The 13786-nt window shown below is 68.7% G+C and carries 11 protein-coding genes; 8 read left to right on the forward strand and 3 right to left on the reverse strand.

Annotated features, from left to right (window positions below; all coding sequences use genetic code 11):
• The first annotated feature begins 550 nt into the window (after nucleotides 1-550).
• The 3 genes from ACIPVK_RS20740 (at nucleotide 551) to ACIPVK_RS20750 (ending at nucleotide 4223) form a co-directional block, all read left to right on the forward strand.
• On the forward strand, nucleotides 551-1015 hold the full coding sequence (locus ACIPVK_RS20740; protein ID WP_407613881.1) for a GatB/YqeY domain-containing protein: 465 nt from the start codon (nucleotides 551-553) through the stop codon (nucleotides 1013-1015).
• 206 nt (nucleotides 1016-1221) lie between these two features.
• Nucleotides 1222-3285, forward strand: a complete 2064-nt coding sequence (locus tag ACIPVK_RS20745; protein ID WP_407613882.1) for a hypothetical protein — start codon at nucleotides 1222-1224, stop codon at nucleotides 3283-3285.
• 191 nt (nucleotides 3286-3476) lie between these two features.
• A complete protein-coding gene (locus tag ACIPVK_RS20750; protein WP_407613883.1) occupies nucleotides 3477-4223 on the forward strand; it encodes an SDR family oxidoreductase in 747 nt (248 codons plus the stop codon).
• 144 nt (nucleotides 4224-4367) lie between these two features.
• Here ACIPVK_RS20750 and ACIPVK_RS20755 read toward each other — a convergent pair whose 3' ends face one another.
• The 3 genes from ACIPVK_RS20755 to serB all read right to left on the reverse strand — a co-directional run bounded on the left by ACIPVK_RS20755 (nucleotide 4368) and on the right by serB (nucleotide 9380).
• Nucleotides 4368-6377 carry an ABC1 kinase family protein gene (locus ACIPVK_RS20755; RefSeq protein ID WP_407613884.1) on the reverse strand — a complete coding sequence of 670 codons (2010 nt, stop codon included), beginning with the start codon at nucleotides 6375-6377 and terminating at the stop codon, nucleotides 4368-4370.
• A 238-nt stretch (nucleotides 6378-6615) separates the two neighbouring features.
• Nucleotides 6616-8328 carry a VanW family protein gene (locus ACIPVK_RS20760; RefSeq protein ID WP_407613885.1) on the reverse strand — a complete coding sequence of 571 codons (1713 nt, stop codon included), beginning with the start codon at nucleotides 8326-8328 and terminating at the stop codon, nucleotides 6616-6618.
• A gap of 143 nt (nucleotides 8329-8471) precedes the next feature.
• A complete protein-coding gene (gene serB, locus ACIPVK_RS20765) occupies nucleotides 8472-9380 on the reverse strand; it encodes a phosphoserine phosphatase SerB (RefSeq protein WP_407613886.1) in 909 nt (302 codons plus the stop codon).
• Nucleotides 9381-9547: 167 nt separating this feature from the next.
• Here serB and ACIPVK_RS20770 point away from each other — a divergent pair, with 167 nt between their 5' ends.
• From ACIPVK_RS20770 to ACIPVK_RS20790, 5 genes are all read left to right on the forward strand, one after another.
• Nucleotides 9548-10333 (forward strand): ABC transporter ATP-binding protein, encoded by a 786-nt coding sequence (locus ACIPVK_RS20770; protein WP_407613887.1) that lies wholly within the window; start codon nucleotides 9548-9550, stop codon nucleotides 10331-10333.
• Nucleotides 10334-10420: 87 nt separating this feature from the next.
• On the forward strand, nucleotides 10421-11224 hold the full coding sequence (locus ACIPVK_RS20775; protein WP_407613888.1) for a sulfite exporter TauE/SafE family protein: 804 nt from the start codon (nucleotides 10421-10423) through the stop codon (nucleotides 11222-11224).
• Nucleotides 11217-12140 (forward strand): TrmH family RNA methyltransferase, encoded by a 924-nt coding sequence (locus ACIPVK_RS20780; RefSeq protein WP_407613889.1) that lies wholly within the window; start codon nucleotides 11217-11219, stop codon nucleotides 12138-12140. The genes ACIPVK_RS20775 and ACIPVK_RS20780 overlap by 8 nt, the downstream gene beginning before the upstream one ends.
• Before the next feature lie 132 nt (nucleotides 12141-12272).
• Nucleotides 12273-12530 carry a type B 50S ribosomal protein L31 gene (locus tag ACIPVK_RS20785; RefSeq protein WP_407613890.1) on the forward strand — a complete coding sequence of 86 codons (258 nt, stop codon included), beginning with the start codon at nucleotides 12273-12275 and terminating at the stop codon, nucleotides 12528-12530.
• Between the two features lie 152 nt (nucleotides 12531-12682).
• Complete coding sequence (locus tag ACIPVK_RS20790) at nucleotides 12683-13750, forward strand: biotin/lipoate A/B protein ligase family protein (protein ID WP_407613891.1); 1068 nt, start codon at nucleotides 12683-12685, stop codon at nucleotides 13748-13750.
• Nucleotides 13751-13786 lie beyond the last annotated feature (36 nt).

The raw sequence follows: 13786 nt of genomic DNA on the forward strand, positions 1-13786 counted from the left end.
CCCCCCCCCCCCCCCCCCCCCCCCCCCCCCCCCCCCCCCCCCCCCCCCCCCCCCCCCCCCCCCCCCGCCGCCCCCCCCCCCCCCCCCCCCCCCCCCCCCCCCCCCCCCCCCACTTCTGCGTGACCTGCACGGGTGCCCCCTGTCCGGGGGCGTGGGCCTTGGGACGGGAAGGACTGACCCGCCCCAAGGCCCGAGCGGGTCAGCGGTCGGGCCTTGGGGCACCAACGCCGAAGCCCCAACTGCATGAGTTTCAAAACTGTTGAAAACCATGAGTACTTTATTTATCTAGGTAAATTTTTGAGTTAGTCCGATTTTTGGGCCGCGTAAGCCATGCGCGTCCGTCACCCCCAAGAAATGCCTCGACAGGCGACCCGTTTCCAGGCTGTCGGTGGCCGGAAGGGTGGGGGAGTGCCTGGCGGGCTGTCCAGGAAACGATGCCTCGATGGAACCCGGTCCACTAGCAAGCAATAAACTGGTGGTGATACCGGCAAAGGTACGGGTGCAGCCGCACAGCGTACCTGCCGGGCTACGACGGGAAGAAGACGCCATCATGGAAACACTCAAGGACCGCCTCCGCGCGGACATGACTGCACACCTCAAGGCCGGGAACAAGGTGGAACTCACCACCGTGCGCAACCTGCTCGGGGAGATCAACACCCGCGAAAAGGGCGGCAAGACCCCTCTCGAACTCGATGACGCCGCAGTGGTTTCACTGCTCCAGAAGGAGGCCGCGCGCCGCCGCGAAACCGCCGTCACCTACACCGAGGCCGGCCAGACGGACCGGGCCGCCGCCGAGGAGCAGGAAGCTGCCGTCATCGAGGCCTACCTTCCGGCAGCACTGAACGAGGACGAGGCCAAGGCCATCGTCGCCGGGGTCGTGGCCGAATTGCGCGCCGACGGCTCGGAGCTGGGCATGCGCCAGATGGGCACCGTCATGAAGCAGGTCACCGAGAAGGTCGCGGGCCGGTTCGACGGCAAGGCACTGAGCAACATGGTCCGCGCCGAACTGGCCTGAGCGGCGCCGCCGAACCGGCCACTTGTCGTGTGGGGAAGCGCCGGCGCTGCCGCGTCCGGGAACACGTGTCCCACATGGGCGCCCGATCGTGCCCGGTGCCCCACCTCGGCGGCGCGCCGGGCCGCCAGGGCTAGATGCACGGATAGCATGGTGGTGCCGTTGCGGTCCACGCGGCGGCAGGCAATGCGAGACGATGTGGGAACTGGATGACTGGCTGGGCCGGAACGAACTGGCAATTTTTTGACGACGAGGACACCCAGACCCGGATCGGCGTAACCTTCGGCCTCGGATTGCTCGACGAAGAGGTTGCGGCCACCGGTTCGCTGTCGATGGCCCTGGCCGCGCTGCGCACCGAATTGGCGCGCCCAGTGGAGCTGGGTGCCGGCCGCACCGGCTTCCCCGAGGTCATTACGGAGTTGGGAGCCGACACCTCGACGCTCCTGCTGCGTGGATCCACCGAGACCGTCGCCGCTGCCTGGCGCCGGCTCCCGGGGCTCTTTGCCGGCTGGATGGTCACCGACCAGATTGCCCCGATCCGCCCGGAACACCCTGTCTGGCCGGCGGACCTGGTACAGCGGACGGGACGCAACGCCGCCGCACTGGCCGGAGTCCAGGTCACGGCTTCCGACGTGCGGGAACGCGCCCGTGCCTTGCTCCCGCGGCTCGACCCCGCCTCCGGTCGCACCCGGACCGCCTTCTTCACCACCGACGAGTCACTGGTCGGGGCCGGGTTCCCGGTCCAGGAAGGTGGTTCCGGTCCGGCACCGGTGCTTCAGTGGGCAGACGGCACCGCCAAACGTGGACCACACCCGGCCCGAGCCGCCACAGGCACCCTGCCCGAGGGGCCCGATGCGCTGGCGCGGCGTGCCTCCGGCAACGGACCGGGGATGCTACCGGTCAGCGAAGCCTCCATCATGCTCTCCACCCTGGTTCCCCGCTCCGCGGCCGGGTTGGCCGCCGCGGAATTGCTGCGCGCACAACTGTCGGCAACGGCCGCCCATGCCGGGCAGGATCCGGCCACGATAGGCCTCGACATGCTGGGCGTCGGCGCCGAGTTCTGCGTCTTCCTGCTGACCAAAAAACCGCTCGGCGATGCGGTCCGGCAGCGTGTGCTCAGGGAGTTCAGCAGGACCATGACCCTGGTCCCGGACCCCTGGGTGGAGGACGCGGTACGGGAGACCGGCCAGGGGCTCTCCCCGCGGCTGTCGCGGGAACGCCGGGTATTGGGCCTGGACGACGATCCGGGCGCCGACACCGGGCAGGTGCGCCAGGCGCTCATCGACGCAACACAGAGCCTGCATCTGGCTCTGGAACCGGAGACCCACGGCCCGGGCACCCCGGGCGGCCGGAAGCACGCAAGGCCCAGGGGCCGCGGCGAAAAGGGCGCGGCCGGCCGGGGCGGGAACACGGGCCGCGAGCGCATCTTCCGAACCTTGCCCGGCGGCGACCTGACCACGGACGGCTCCGCCACGCTGGCCATCGGGCAGGGCACCTTGCGGCTGGCTTCGCGGTCGGCCGGTCATGGGGGAAGCACGCGGCACGAACAACTCATCGAGGCCGAGAGCATCCTGGCGGTCCTCGTGGACCCGGCCGGGACGCTGGCGATCATCGACGACGACCAGCAGGTGCTCACCTTCCATCCGCTGCTGTTCAGGCGCCACCGTGCACTGCAACCGTGCCTTGACCGTTTGCTGGCCGGGCAGCCGCGGCTGGAGATCAACAACGATGCCGACCCCACGGCGATCCGGCGCCGGCTTGGCCGCGCCAAGCGGTTTCCTGCCTGGCTGCTGGCGGGGGCCGCGGCCCTCGGCGTGTACCTGATTGTTGCGATCGCGATGGCAAACATCGACGATCCCCAGGTCAGCGAACGGATCACCATCGGCGAGACAGCGCAGCTGGGCAACGGGACCTCCATCACCGCCACCGGCTTCGACAGACGGCCGACAGCTCCGGACGACCCGGAGTCCGAGGTGGCGGTGATGGTGCGCTTCTGCGCGGGCAGCGACACCAGGAAGGGGGACCTGCCGCCGGAAACCCAGCGCAGCGTCTCGCCGGCGGACTTCGGGATGTACAACGACCGGCTGCTGGCCGCACGGCCCATCGACAGCGGCTCGCAACTGCGCAGGGACACCCTGCAGCAGGGACAGTGCGCCGTCGGGGAACTGGTCTTCAAGGGCGCGGGGCTTTCGACTCCGCGTCTGGCCTACAAGAACCCCTTCGGCGACGACGTGGTCTGGTACAGCCCCGGCCAGGTGCCCGCAAAACCATAGGCAGGGCGTGCCCCGGGCCCGGCCGCCTGCCGGACTCGACTAGACTTGTTTGGAGGATTCCTACAAGAGTCCATGCCGTGGACAACTGGCAGGATTGAAACCAGAGTCCGGTTTCTTGTACGGACACCCCAAGCGCCGGAGCACCGGCGAGGGACCAGAATTTTTCAAGCAGTGATGCACAAGGAGTGTAAATGACCGATCTCACGGGCAAGTCCGCGATCGTCACCGGGTCGTCCCGGGGCATTGGCGCCGAAGTAGCCAAGATCCTCGCCGCACAGGGTGCCGGCGTGGTCATCAACTACCGCCAGAAGGCGCCGCGCGCCAACAAGATCGTTGCCGGCATCGTCGAGGCCGGCGGCCGCGCCGTGGCAGTCGGCGCCGACCTGACCACCCCCGAGGGTCCGGCCGCATTGGTGGACACGGCCATCGAGAACTTCGGCTCGCTCGACGTGTTGGTGCTCAACGCCTCCGGCGGCATGGAATCGGGCCTCGGCGAGGACTACGCGCTGCGCCTTAACCGCGATGCCCAGGTCGCCATGCTCGAGGCTGCCACCGCGAAGATGGCCCCGGGCTCCCGCGTCGTTTTCGTCACCAGCCACCAGGCACACTTCATCGACCAGGTCGAGACCATGGACGCCTACGAGCCGGTCGCCCGCTCCAAGCGTGCCGGGGAACTCGCGCTGCGCGAATTCATCCCGGCGCTCGAGGCCAAGGGCATCACCTTCGTGGTGGTCTCCGGCGACATGATCGAGGGCACCATCACCGCGACGCTGCTGGACCGCGCCGAGCCCGGCGCCATCGAGGCCCGCCGTGCCGCCGCCGGCAAGCTCTACTCCGTTCAGGAGTTCGGCGCCGAGGTGGCGGCCATGGTCGCCGCCGACGTTCCCACCGGCCACACCGAGTACGTGGGCGGGGCAGGCGACTTCCTGAAGAAGTAGTCTCGCGGCCCGGCCCCGGGCACCTTGCAGTCAACCGTGCATTTCCCGCCCCCTTGCGGCCGGCCCGAAATGCACGGTTTTCCGCTTTTCAGGGCCGGACGCGATTCGGCCATGGGATCCGCGGGCGGCCTGGCTTCCCGCGCGTCACTTCCTGGTGATCAGGATCCGCACCAGGGAACGCAGGCCGAAGACGAACCCACCAAGGGCCAGGGTGTAGCCGAGGAACTCGTAGAGCCGCAGGTTCTGCGCCAGCATGGGTCCGGACCCGGAGACCATCAGCAGGATGCTGCCGATGATCGCGGCAATGGAGATCCCCGCGATGATGCCCTCGTGGACCAGGCCCGTGAGGAAGCTGCGATCCGTGGGCGAGGCGAACTGCCTGACGTTGACCTGCAGGTTCCCGTTCTCGATTTTTTCGTTCAGCATGGACAGGTTCCGCGGCAGGCGCTGCAGCGTCGACATGAACCCGATGGCGTTGGAGGCCAGCAGGTTCCGGACCGCCGCGGGCGAGCTCATGGCGGAGATCCACGACAGGGACCTGCGTTGCGCCTCGCCGATGACATCGAAGCCGGGATCCAGCAGCCTGATGGTTCCCTCCAGGGCGCTGATGGCGCGCAACGCCCCGGCCAGTTGCGGCGGGACGCCCAGGGAATGGCGTTGCAGCAGCTGGAACAACTTGGTGAAGAGCACGCTCGTCGAACCGTCCAGGTGCGTCAGCAGGATCCCCATGCCGCGTTCCAGGGCGCGTCGGTCCAGCGACGGTGTTCGTTCCACCATTTCGAGCAGGCGGTCCGTGGCGGCGACGTTGTCGTCGGCCTGGACGGCCACGATGAACCCCGCCAAGGACATGCGTGTGTCGCGCCCCAGGCGTCCCACGGAGCCGAAGTCCAGCAGCGCCAGGGCCGGCCGCGCAGCCGTTCCGTCATCGTCTCCCGGCCCGGCCGGGCGCAGCACCAGGATGTTCCCCGGGTGCAGGTCGGAGTGGAAGACGCCCGAGACGATCACCTGGGAGAGGATTCCGTCGAACAGTTCCATGGCCAGTGCCCGGCGGAACTCGGGTGTTTCGGCGCCCAGGCAGGCCTCGCCCAGCGGCTCGCCGTCCAGGTGCTCCATGACCAGCACCTTGTTCGAGGAGAATTCCGGATAGACCCTCGGGATCTTCAGCGCGGGGTTGCCCGCCGCCACGGCACGCATGTTCTCGAGTTCGACGGTGTAGTCCAACTCCTCGCGCAGGGAAACGCCGAATCCCACGGCCAGCGATTCGAGCCCCAGCGCACGGCCCCACGAGGTGCGGCGTTCGAGCATGCCGGCGAAACGCTCGATGATGTCCAGGTCGACCTTGACCTGGTTGCGGGCCGTGGGGCGCTGGATCTTGACAACGACCGGCTGCCCGGAGCGGAGCACCGCCGCGTGGACCTGGGCCACGGAGGCAGAGGCCAGCGGCTGCGCCTCGACGGAGGCGAAAACCTCCTCCACGTCCCTGCCCAAGGCGGCCTGGAGCAGAGGGCGCAATGCGCTGAACTCTTCCGGTTCCGCGTGCGTCTGGAGCAGCGAAAGCTCGGCAATGTATTCGGGCGGGAGCGCATCCGACCTGGTGGAGAGCATCTGCCCGAGCTTGATGAAGGTGACCCCGGATTTGCCGAGCGTGGCGGCCAGGGACCGGGCGGTCCTGGCGGCCTCGGGCGTTCCGCCCTGCATGGATCGCGCGTTGACCGGACGCAGCAGTCCTTCGCGGAAGGCGGTCGTGGTGACGTGCAGATAGCGCTTGCGCCGCGCGCGCGATGCCCGGAGCGAACGGACCATGCCCCACGGCGTGCCCAGGCTTCCGGTGGGCCAGAGCACCTCCACTGCCACCAGCAGGCCCGTACCCAGCGCGAAGGCCCAGGCGATGGAGAGCCCGAACAGCAGGAGCGTGGGGAGAACCGCCCGCTGGGCGTCTTCGGCATCGACGATCCCGGAGTTGGCGAGGAAGACGGTGGTCAGCGGGCCGCCGCCGAAGCAAACGAGAAGGCCGACGGCAAAGGATCGCGGCCAGCCCACCGGAACCCCGAGAATACGCCGCACGGCAAAGGCCGCGGCCAGCGCAAAGAGCACCGTCAGGACCATGGAGAACAACAAGAGGGGGAGGAACGCTGGGGTGCCGGTCGGATCCAATCTCGGGCTCCAGGTGACTAGGCGACAGGAGGGAAACCGGGCCGTGACAGGTGCGCATCCGCGGCCCACGGGTCCAGACTACGTGAACGGGTGCGTTGCCGACACGGGTTGCCGGGTCCGCGTGCGCCGGAGCGGCAGCGAAAGAAGGGCGGGGAACAGTTCATTGCACGAAAAAGGCGCCGCCCCTCCCGGCGTGGGTGGGGCGACGCCTCCTTGGCAGGTGCGATGCGGGACGCGGCTACGGCTTCTTGCCGCAGATGACCTTGTTCCAGGGCTGGTAGGTCCAGGACTTGGTCTCTGCCGGAAGCGTCTTCTCGGCCGAGGTCCGCGTGCGCGTGACGTTGATCGAGAAGCCCTTCTTGCCGCCGGATTCGGGCTTGCAGTTCGCGGCCGGGTTGTACTCGGTCCCGGGGTTGGTGAAGTTGTACTTGGCCGAGGACTTGCTGCCGACCTTCCAGTAGTCGGTGCTCCAGAGCCGGGTGTGGACCTCGCCGCCGCCTACCCACGCCTCGATCATCACGCCGTATGGGGTGTTGTTCTTCCAGGCCATGTCGACCTGGCCCTCCCAGAGGGTGGCCTCGCGGCCGGCCGGGTAGCGCTCGAACCAGCGGCTGTGCGGCTTGTGCGTGATGTCGTCGTAGCCGGCCAGGAAGCCGACGTTGTACATCTGCGTGGAGATCTGCGACAGGCCGCCGCCGACGGCCTCGGTGGCGAAGCCGTTGACGACCACGCCGGAGCCGTAGTAGCCGTTGGCCGTGGTGATCGCTCCGAGTGCCTTCTCCAGCGAGAAGGTCTCCCCGGGCATGACCAACACGCCGGTGAGCCGCTTGGCACCGGCGTAGAGGTTCTTGGTGCGCACGGTGTCCGCCGCCGGGTAGGGGGTGGAGAAGTGCACAATGGCTTCCTTCACGCCGAGCTTCTTCGCCTCCGCGGTGGTCAGCTCGGGGACCGTGGTGGTCAAGGCGACCTTGGCGGTGCGCTTGGGGTCCTTGGATGCGGCCAGCACCAGCTTGTCCAGGTCCTTGGAATCGATGGACGTGCCGTTTTCCGAGGGGATGACCTTGGGCGCCCCGCCGGAAAGCACGATCTTGGCGTCCTTGGCCGTGGACTTGAAGCCGTCCGCCCCCTTGGCCGCGGCATCGACGAGCTTCTCGGTGTCCAGTGACATGGTCACGGCGTCGTCGGCGATCTTGAACGAGGCGGCAGCGGCCAATTGCTCCGGGCTCAGCGAGGCGCTGGACTTCCCGTCGGTGAGCTTGATGGGACCGGCAACCAGCGGCTTGGCCGTCTGTTCGAGTGCGGTCTCCAGCGTCTTGGCGGAGGTCTTGGGCTCGCTCAGCGTGGCGGGAAGCGCCAGCGGGTCGGGCGCGTCGAACCAGGACTCCGAGACGACGGCCATCGACTCGTCGACGTTCAGCGCCACCCCGGTGACCGGCTTGGTCAGCACGGGCTCGGCGCCGTCGAAGGCCAGCTTCCCCTCGGTGGTCTTGGTTGCGACCTTCGCGGCCAGCGCTTCGAGCGAGGCGCGCAGCTTGGCCTCGTCGACGGTGCTGGAAGGTTCGATGTGCAGCTGGCCGGTGAAACGCTCGAGCAGGGTGGTGGGGTTGAGATCGAAACCCGTGAGCCCGTCCAGGGTCTGCTCGATGTCGATGCCCAGTCCGGCGGCCGTCGGGTCGATCGACTCCTGCCGTCCGTTGACCTGCACGGGGATTTCCTGCGTGGTCGCCGCGGTGAGCTTCTCCGCCAGGACCTGGCGCGCGGCCTCCGGGGAGAGCGAGCCGACGTTCACGCCGTGGACGGTGGTGTTGGCCGGAATCTGTGAGCCGGCGTAGGCGGCAGCGCCCGAGTACAGTCCACCGGCAAGTACGACGCAGGCCCCGCCGATCAGCCAGCCGCGGCGCGACTTGCGTTCCGGGCGGCGCTTCTTGCGGCCCAATTCTTCACTCTGCAAAACGACTCGTTCTCTTCCATCGGGGGCACGGCGGCGTACCGTGTTTGGGATTGCGGCACCCTCAAAGGGGTTCGGCCGCCTCCTGCATCATACCGGTGTCGTCCAAACGAGGGACTAAATAACAGGTGACTAGGGGCAAATCGTTATGAAATCCCCACCAAGTTGGCGATGATGTCCAGGCGCGGCAGATCGATCCGGGCATCGGCCGCATCGCGCAGCAGCGGCTTGGCGTTGAACGCCACCCCGAGCCCGGCGGCGCCGACCATGTCCAGGTCGTTCGCCCCGTCGCCGGCGGCGATGGTGTGTTCCATGTCGATGCCCAGTTCGCGGGCCCAGGTGCGCAACATGACTTCCTTGTAGGCGCGGTCCACGACCTGCCCGCTGACCATGCCGGTGAGCTGCCCGTCGACGACGACCAGGTCGTTGGCGCGGGCGAAGTCCAGGCCCAGCTCGGCCGCCAGCGGGTCAAGGATCTGGGCGAAGCCGCCGGAGACCACCGCCACGTGGTGGCCGGCGGCCTTGAAGGCGGCGATGAGCTCGGCCGCGCCGTCGCTGAGTTCCAGGTGCCCGCGCACCGCGTCGATCACCGCGGCGTCGAGTCCGGCCAGCGTGGCCACCCGGGCGTGGAGCGAGGCGGCGAAGTCCAGCTCGCCGCGCATGGCGGCCTCGGTGACCTCCGCGACCTCGGCCTCGCGCCCGGCGTGGGCGGCGAGCAGTTCGATGACTTCCTGCTTGATGAGGGTGGAATCCACGTCCATGACCAGCAGCATCTTCTTGGCGCGCACGAGCCCGGCCGGAACCACGGCGATGGCGGAGGAGCGCTGCGCGGGGTCTTCGGAACGGGCCAGCAGGTTGTCCAGCGGGTTCACCAGGGCGCGCAATTGGCGCACCGTCCCGGTGACCTCCCAGCGCGCCCCGCTGCGGCCGGCGCCTTCGAAGGCCTGCTCGTCGAGCACCTGGTGGCCGGCGGCGGCCAGGGTGCGGCGCAGGCCGGCGGGCTCGGCGCACGGCGTGGCAGCGGAATGGAACACGATGAAGGCGGTGGAATGCATTCGTCCATTCTCCCGCGGGCACGGGCGCGCTCCCAAAACGTCGCACGCTTTGTTGCGCCCCGCACCGTGCCCAGGGCCACCGACCCGCGGCGCCGATCGCGTGTTTCGCGGCATGTCGGGGGTCCCCGGTTGGGTCAAAGGCGGGTCACTGGCCTAGTGTTTTACCCATGAATGAAGTGCTGGGCCTCGCCGACGTCTCCGTGGTACGCGGACGCAAAGACTTACTGACTGACATCAACTGGCAGGTAAAGGAGGGCGAGCGTTGGGTGGTACTGGGACCCAACGGCGCCGGAAAGACCACGCTGCTGCAGATTGCCGGGGCGCGCATGCACCCCACCCGCGGCGTGGCGGGAGTGCTGGGCGAGGTGCTCGGCGCCGTCGACGTCTTTGAGCTGCGTCCGCGCATCGGCCTGTCCTCCGCGGCCCTGGCCAACCACATCCCGGAGCACGAGAACGTGCTCAACGTGGTGCTGACCGCGTCGTACGGCATGACCGGTCGCTGGCGCGAAGCCTACGAGAAGCTGGACGAGCGCCGCGCGTTCACCCTGCTTCACGATTGGGGCATGTCCACCATGATCAACCGCCCCTTCGCGACGCTGTCCGAGGGGGAGCGCAAGCGCGTGCAGATCGCCCGGGCGCTGATGACCGATCCGGAGCTGCTGCTGCTCGACGAGCCCGGTGCCGGACTGGACCTGGCCGGCCGCGAGGACCTGGTGGCACGGCTGAGCCAGCTGGCCAACGACGAGGAGGCCCCGGCGATGGTGCTGGTCACCCACCACCTCGAGGAGGTCCCCCCGGGCTTCACCCACGCGCTGCTGCTGCGCGAGGGCCAGGTGGTCGCCGCCGGTCCCATCGAGACGACATTGACCGAGGAGAACCTCTCGGAGACGTTCGGCACGCCGCTGAGCCTGCGGGCCGAGGCCGGGCGCTTCAGCGCCGTCGCCAAGCACTAGCCGAAAAACCGCGGCAACACCGCCGCCATCCGACACCGCGGCAGCGGCGGACAGCAACGACATATCAACAGGGGAGCGGTTTCCGGCGTGGACTTGTGGCGCGACATCATCATCTTTTTCGCGGGCCTCTGGGCCGGGACCATCAACACCATCGTCGGATCGGGCACGCTGGTGACCTTCCCGGTGCTGGTGGCCCTCGGCTTCGCGCCGGTCAACGCGGTGGTCTCCAACGCCATGGGCCTGGTCGCCGGCGGATTCTCCGGCGCCTGGGGCTACCGGCGGGAGGCCGCCAGCGTGTGGCGGACGATGCTCAAGCTCGTCCCGGTCTCGCTGGTCGGCGGGCTCATCGGCGCCTGGCTGCTGCTGCACCTGCCCGACACCGTGTTCGGCTACGTCGCGCCGGTGCTGATCGTGCTGGCCCTGCTGCTGGTGATCTTCCAGCCGCGGCTCTCGGCCTGGGCCAAACAGCGGCAGGCCGCCAGCGTCGGGGTGAATCCCGACGAGGCCGACCGATCGCGCATCGGGCCCACCCTCTACGTCCTGGTGTTCCTCATCGGCATCTACGGCGGCTACTTCACCGCCGCCCAGGGCATCTTGCTGATGGCCGTCTTCGGGATCTTCCTGCACGCCTCGCTGCAGCAGTCCAACGCCGTCAAGGTGGTGCTCTCGCTGGTGGTGAACCTGGTCGCGGCGGTCTCATACCTGGTCTTCGCCCCCGAACGCATCCACTGGCCCGTGGTGCTGCTGATCGCCGTGGGTTCGCTCATCGGCGGGTTCATCGGCGCGAAGGTGGGGCGCAAGCTCTCCCCGGGCTGGCTGCGCGCGGTCATCGTGGCCCTGGGCCTGGTGGCACTGGCCAACATGGTCGCCAAGCTCTTCACGGGTGCCTGAGATGGCCCGCGACGGCCACAACCCGGACCGGGAGGCCCGGCACGACGCCGACACGGAGGCCGCGGTCCGCGAGGCGGCGGTCCGCGAGGCGGCGGGGGAGGAGCTGGGGCGGCGGCTGGTCTTCCTGCACTCGGCCCAGGACCCGCGGGCACTTGACTACGTGGGGCTCTCCGATGCCGCGCTGCGCCAGGTCGCGGACCCCGCCAACGGGCGCTACATCGCCGAAAGCTCCAAGGTGCTTCGCCGGGCGCTGGCCGCCGGGCACACGCCGCGCTCCTTCTTCATGGCGCCGAAGTGGCTGGATTCGCTGCGCGACGTGTTCACCGCGCACCCCGGGGTGCCGGTCTTCGTGGGCAGCGATGCGGTGCTCGAATCCATCACGGGGTTCCACCTGCACCGCGGAGCGCTGGCCGCCATGGACCGCCCAGCCGCCCTGGACCTGGGCGACGTGCTTGCCGGGGCCCGGCGGGTCGCGATCCTCGAGGACATCGTCGACCACACCAACCTCGGCGCGATCTTCCGCTCCGCCGCGGCGCTGGGCATCGATGCCGTGCTCATCACCCCGCGCTGCGCCGACCCGCTGTACCGCCGCTCCATCCGGGTGTCCATGGGCGCGGTGTTCCAGGTGCCGTGGGTGCGCCTGGAGTCCTGGCCCGGGGCCCTGCGCGAGGTTGCCGCCGCCGGGTTCGAGATCGCCGCCATGGAACTGACCTCCCAGGCCCTGGGCATCGACGAGGTGGCGGCCGCAGGCGGCGAGAAGTTGGCACTGGTCCTGGGCACCGAGGGCGCCGGGGTCAGCGACGCGGTGCTGCAGCAGGCGGACCTGCACGTGATGATCCCCATGCGCCCGGGCGTCGATTCGCTCAACGTGGCGGCGGCCTGCGCGGTGGCTTTCTGGGAATTGCGCGCACGCTAGGTGAACCCGCGCCTGAATTGGAAATTCCTTGTGGCGTTCGGCTACACTGGAACGTCGGCTTCGTGATCCCACGGGCCGGTTTGGCACATTTGGTTGCTGGCAAAATCCAGTGACGCGAGCAAAGGTTTTAGCATGAAGGCTGATATTCACCCGCAGTACAACACCATGGTGTTCCACGACCTCGCCTCGGGCGAGAAGTTCTTGACCCGTTCGACGGCCAAGAGCAACAAGACCATCGAGTGGGAAGACGGCAACACCTACCCGGTTATCGACGTCGAAATCTCCGCCGCTTCGCACCCGTTCTACACGGGCAAGCAGCGCATCATGGACTCGGCCGGCCGCGTCGAGCGCTTCAACGCCCGCTTCAAGGGCTTCGGCGGCAAGAAGTAATTCTGCCTTCACGCCTGCACACGGGATCCTCCTTTTCGGAGGGTCCCGTTGCTGTTTAACCCGCCGCGACCCGTCCGCGCTTGAATTCAAGGCGGGGACCGGCCGGAGCCCCGCTTGGCGGGGTGCGGTGCCGGATGACTAGGATGGAAACCATGACTCAGGGCTACACGCATCACGGTGAATACAAGGTTGTCGGCGGGAAACTGGTCGTCGCCGACCTGCTGGTGGCGGACGGGGCGATCACCGCCGCCTCCATCAACGGGGACTTCTTCCTGGAGCCCGACGAGGCGCTCTTCGACCTGAACGAGGCACTGGTCGGCCTGCCGGCGACCGTGGAGCATTCGGCGGTCCGCGACGCGGTCAACGCGGGGCTGCGCGACGGTGCGGTGATGTTCGGCTTCGACGCCGATGCGGTGGCGCGCGTGGTGCGCAGGGCCCTTGGCCACGCCACGACCTGGGCCGACCACCAGTGGGAGGTCCTGGGCCCGGAGACCATGCCGATCATCGAGAACGTGGCCCTCGACGAGGTGCTGGCCCGGCAGGTGGCCGCCGGCACGCGCGGCCCGACGCTGCGCCTCTGGGACTGGGACGACTCGGGAGTGGTCATCGGCTCCTTCCAGTCGGTGCAAAACGAGGTCGACGCGCAGGCGGCCGCCGAGCACGGCATCAAGGTGGTCAGGCGCATCAGCGGCGGCGGGGCCATGTTCATGGAGGCGGGAAACTGCATCACCTACTCGCTCTACCTGCCGGCCTCGCTGGTGGACGGCATGAGCTTCGCCGATTCCTACCCGTTCCTGGACGCCTGGGTCATGGAGGCGCTGGCCTCGATCGGGGTCAAAGCGCACTACAAGCCGCTGAACGACATCGCCACCGACGCCGGGAAGATCGGCGGGGCCGCGCAGAAGCGCCTGGCCGGCGGCGTCGTGCTGCACCACGTGACCATGAGCTATGACATCGACGCGGAAAAGATGCTGAAGGTGCTGCGCATCGGCCGGGAAAAGATCTCCGACAAGGGCATCGCCTCCGCGGTCAAGCGCGTGGACCCGCTCAAGAGCCAGGCGAAGATGGGCCGCGCGGAAATCATTGCGGCGATGATCGAGACCTTCACCCGCCGCTACGCAGCCACCGCGGGCGAGCTCGACGCCGCCACCCGGGAATCGGCCCGGGAGTTGGCCGCCGGGAAGTTCTCCACCGAGGAATGGACCGCGCGCGTCCCGTAGGCGCGCATGGCCCGGGCGCCGCCGGTGCGGCGGCGC

Source organism: Paeniglutamicibacter sp. MACA_103, from assembly GCF_045798555.1.
Classification (GTDB): domain Bacteria; phylum Actinomycetota; class Actinomycetes; order Actinomycetales; family Micrococcaceae; genus Paeniglutamicibacter.

Bases quoted from the DNA above. Each gene is read 5' to 3' on its own strand.
- ACIPVK_RS20740 (WP_407613881.1), top strand. From the start codon at position 551: ATGGAAACACTCAAGGACCGCCTCCGCGCGGACATGACTGCACACCTC.
- ACIPVK_RS20745 (WP_407613882.1), top strand. From the start codon at position 1,222: ATGACTGGCTGGGCCGGAACGAACTGGCAATTTTTTGACGACGAGGAC.
- ACIPVK_RS20750 (WP_407613883.1), top strand. From the start codon at position 3,477: ATGACCGATCTCACGGGCAAGTCCGCGATCGTCACCGGGTCGTCCCGG.
- serB (WP_407613886.1), bottom strand. From the start codon at position 9,380: ATGCATTCCACCGCCTTCATCGTGTTCCATTCCGCTGCCACGCCGTGC.
- ACIPVK_RS20770 (WP_407613887.1), top strand. From the start codon at position 9,548: ATGAATGAAGTGCTGGGCCTCGCCGACGTCTCCGTGGTACGCGGACGC.
- ACIPVK_RS20785 (WP_407613890.1), top strand. From the start codon at position 12,273: ATGAAGGCTGATATTCACCCGCAGTACAACACCATGGTGTTCCACGAC.
- ACIPVK_RS20790 (WP_407613891.1), top strand. From the start codon at position 12,683: ATGACTCAGGGCTACACGCATCACGGTGAATACAAGGTTGTCGGCGGG.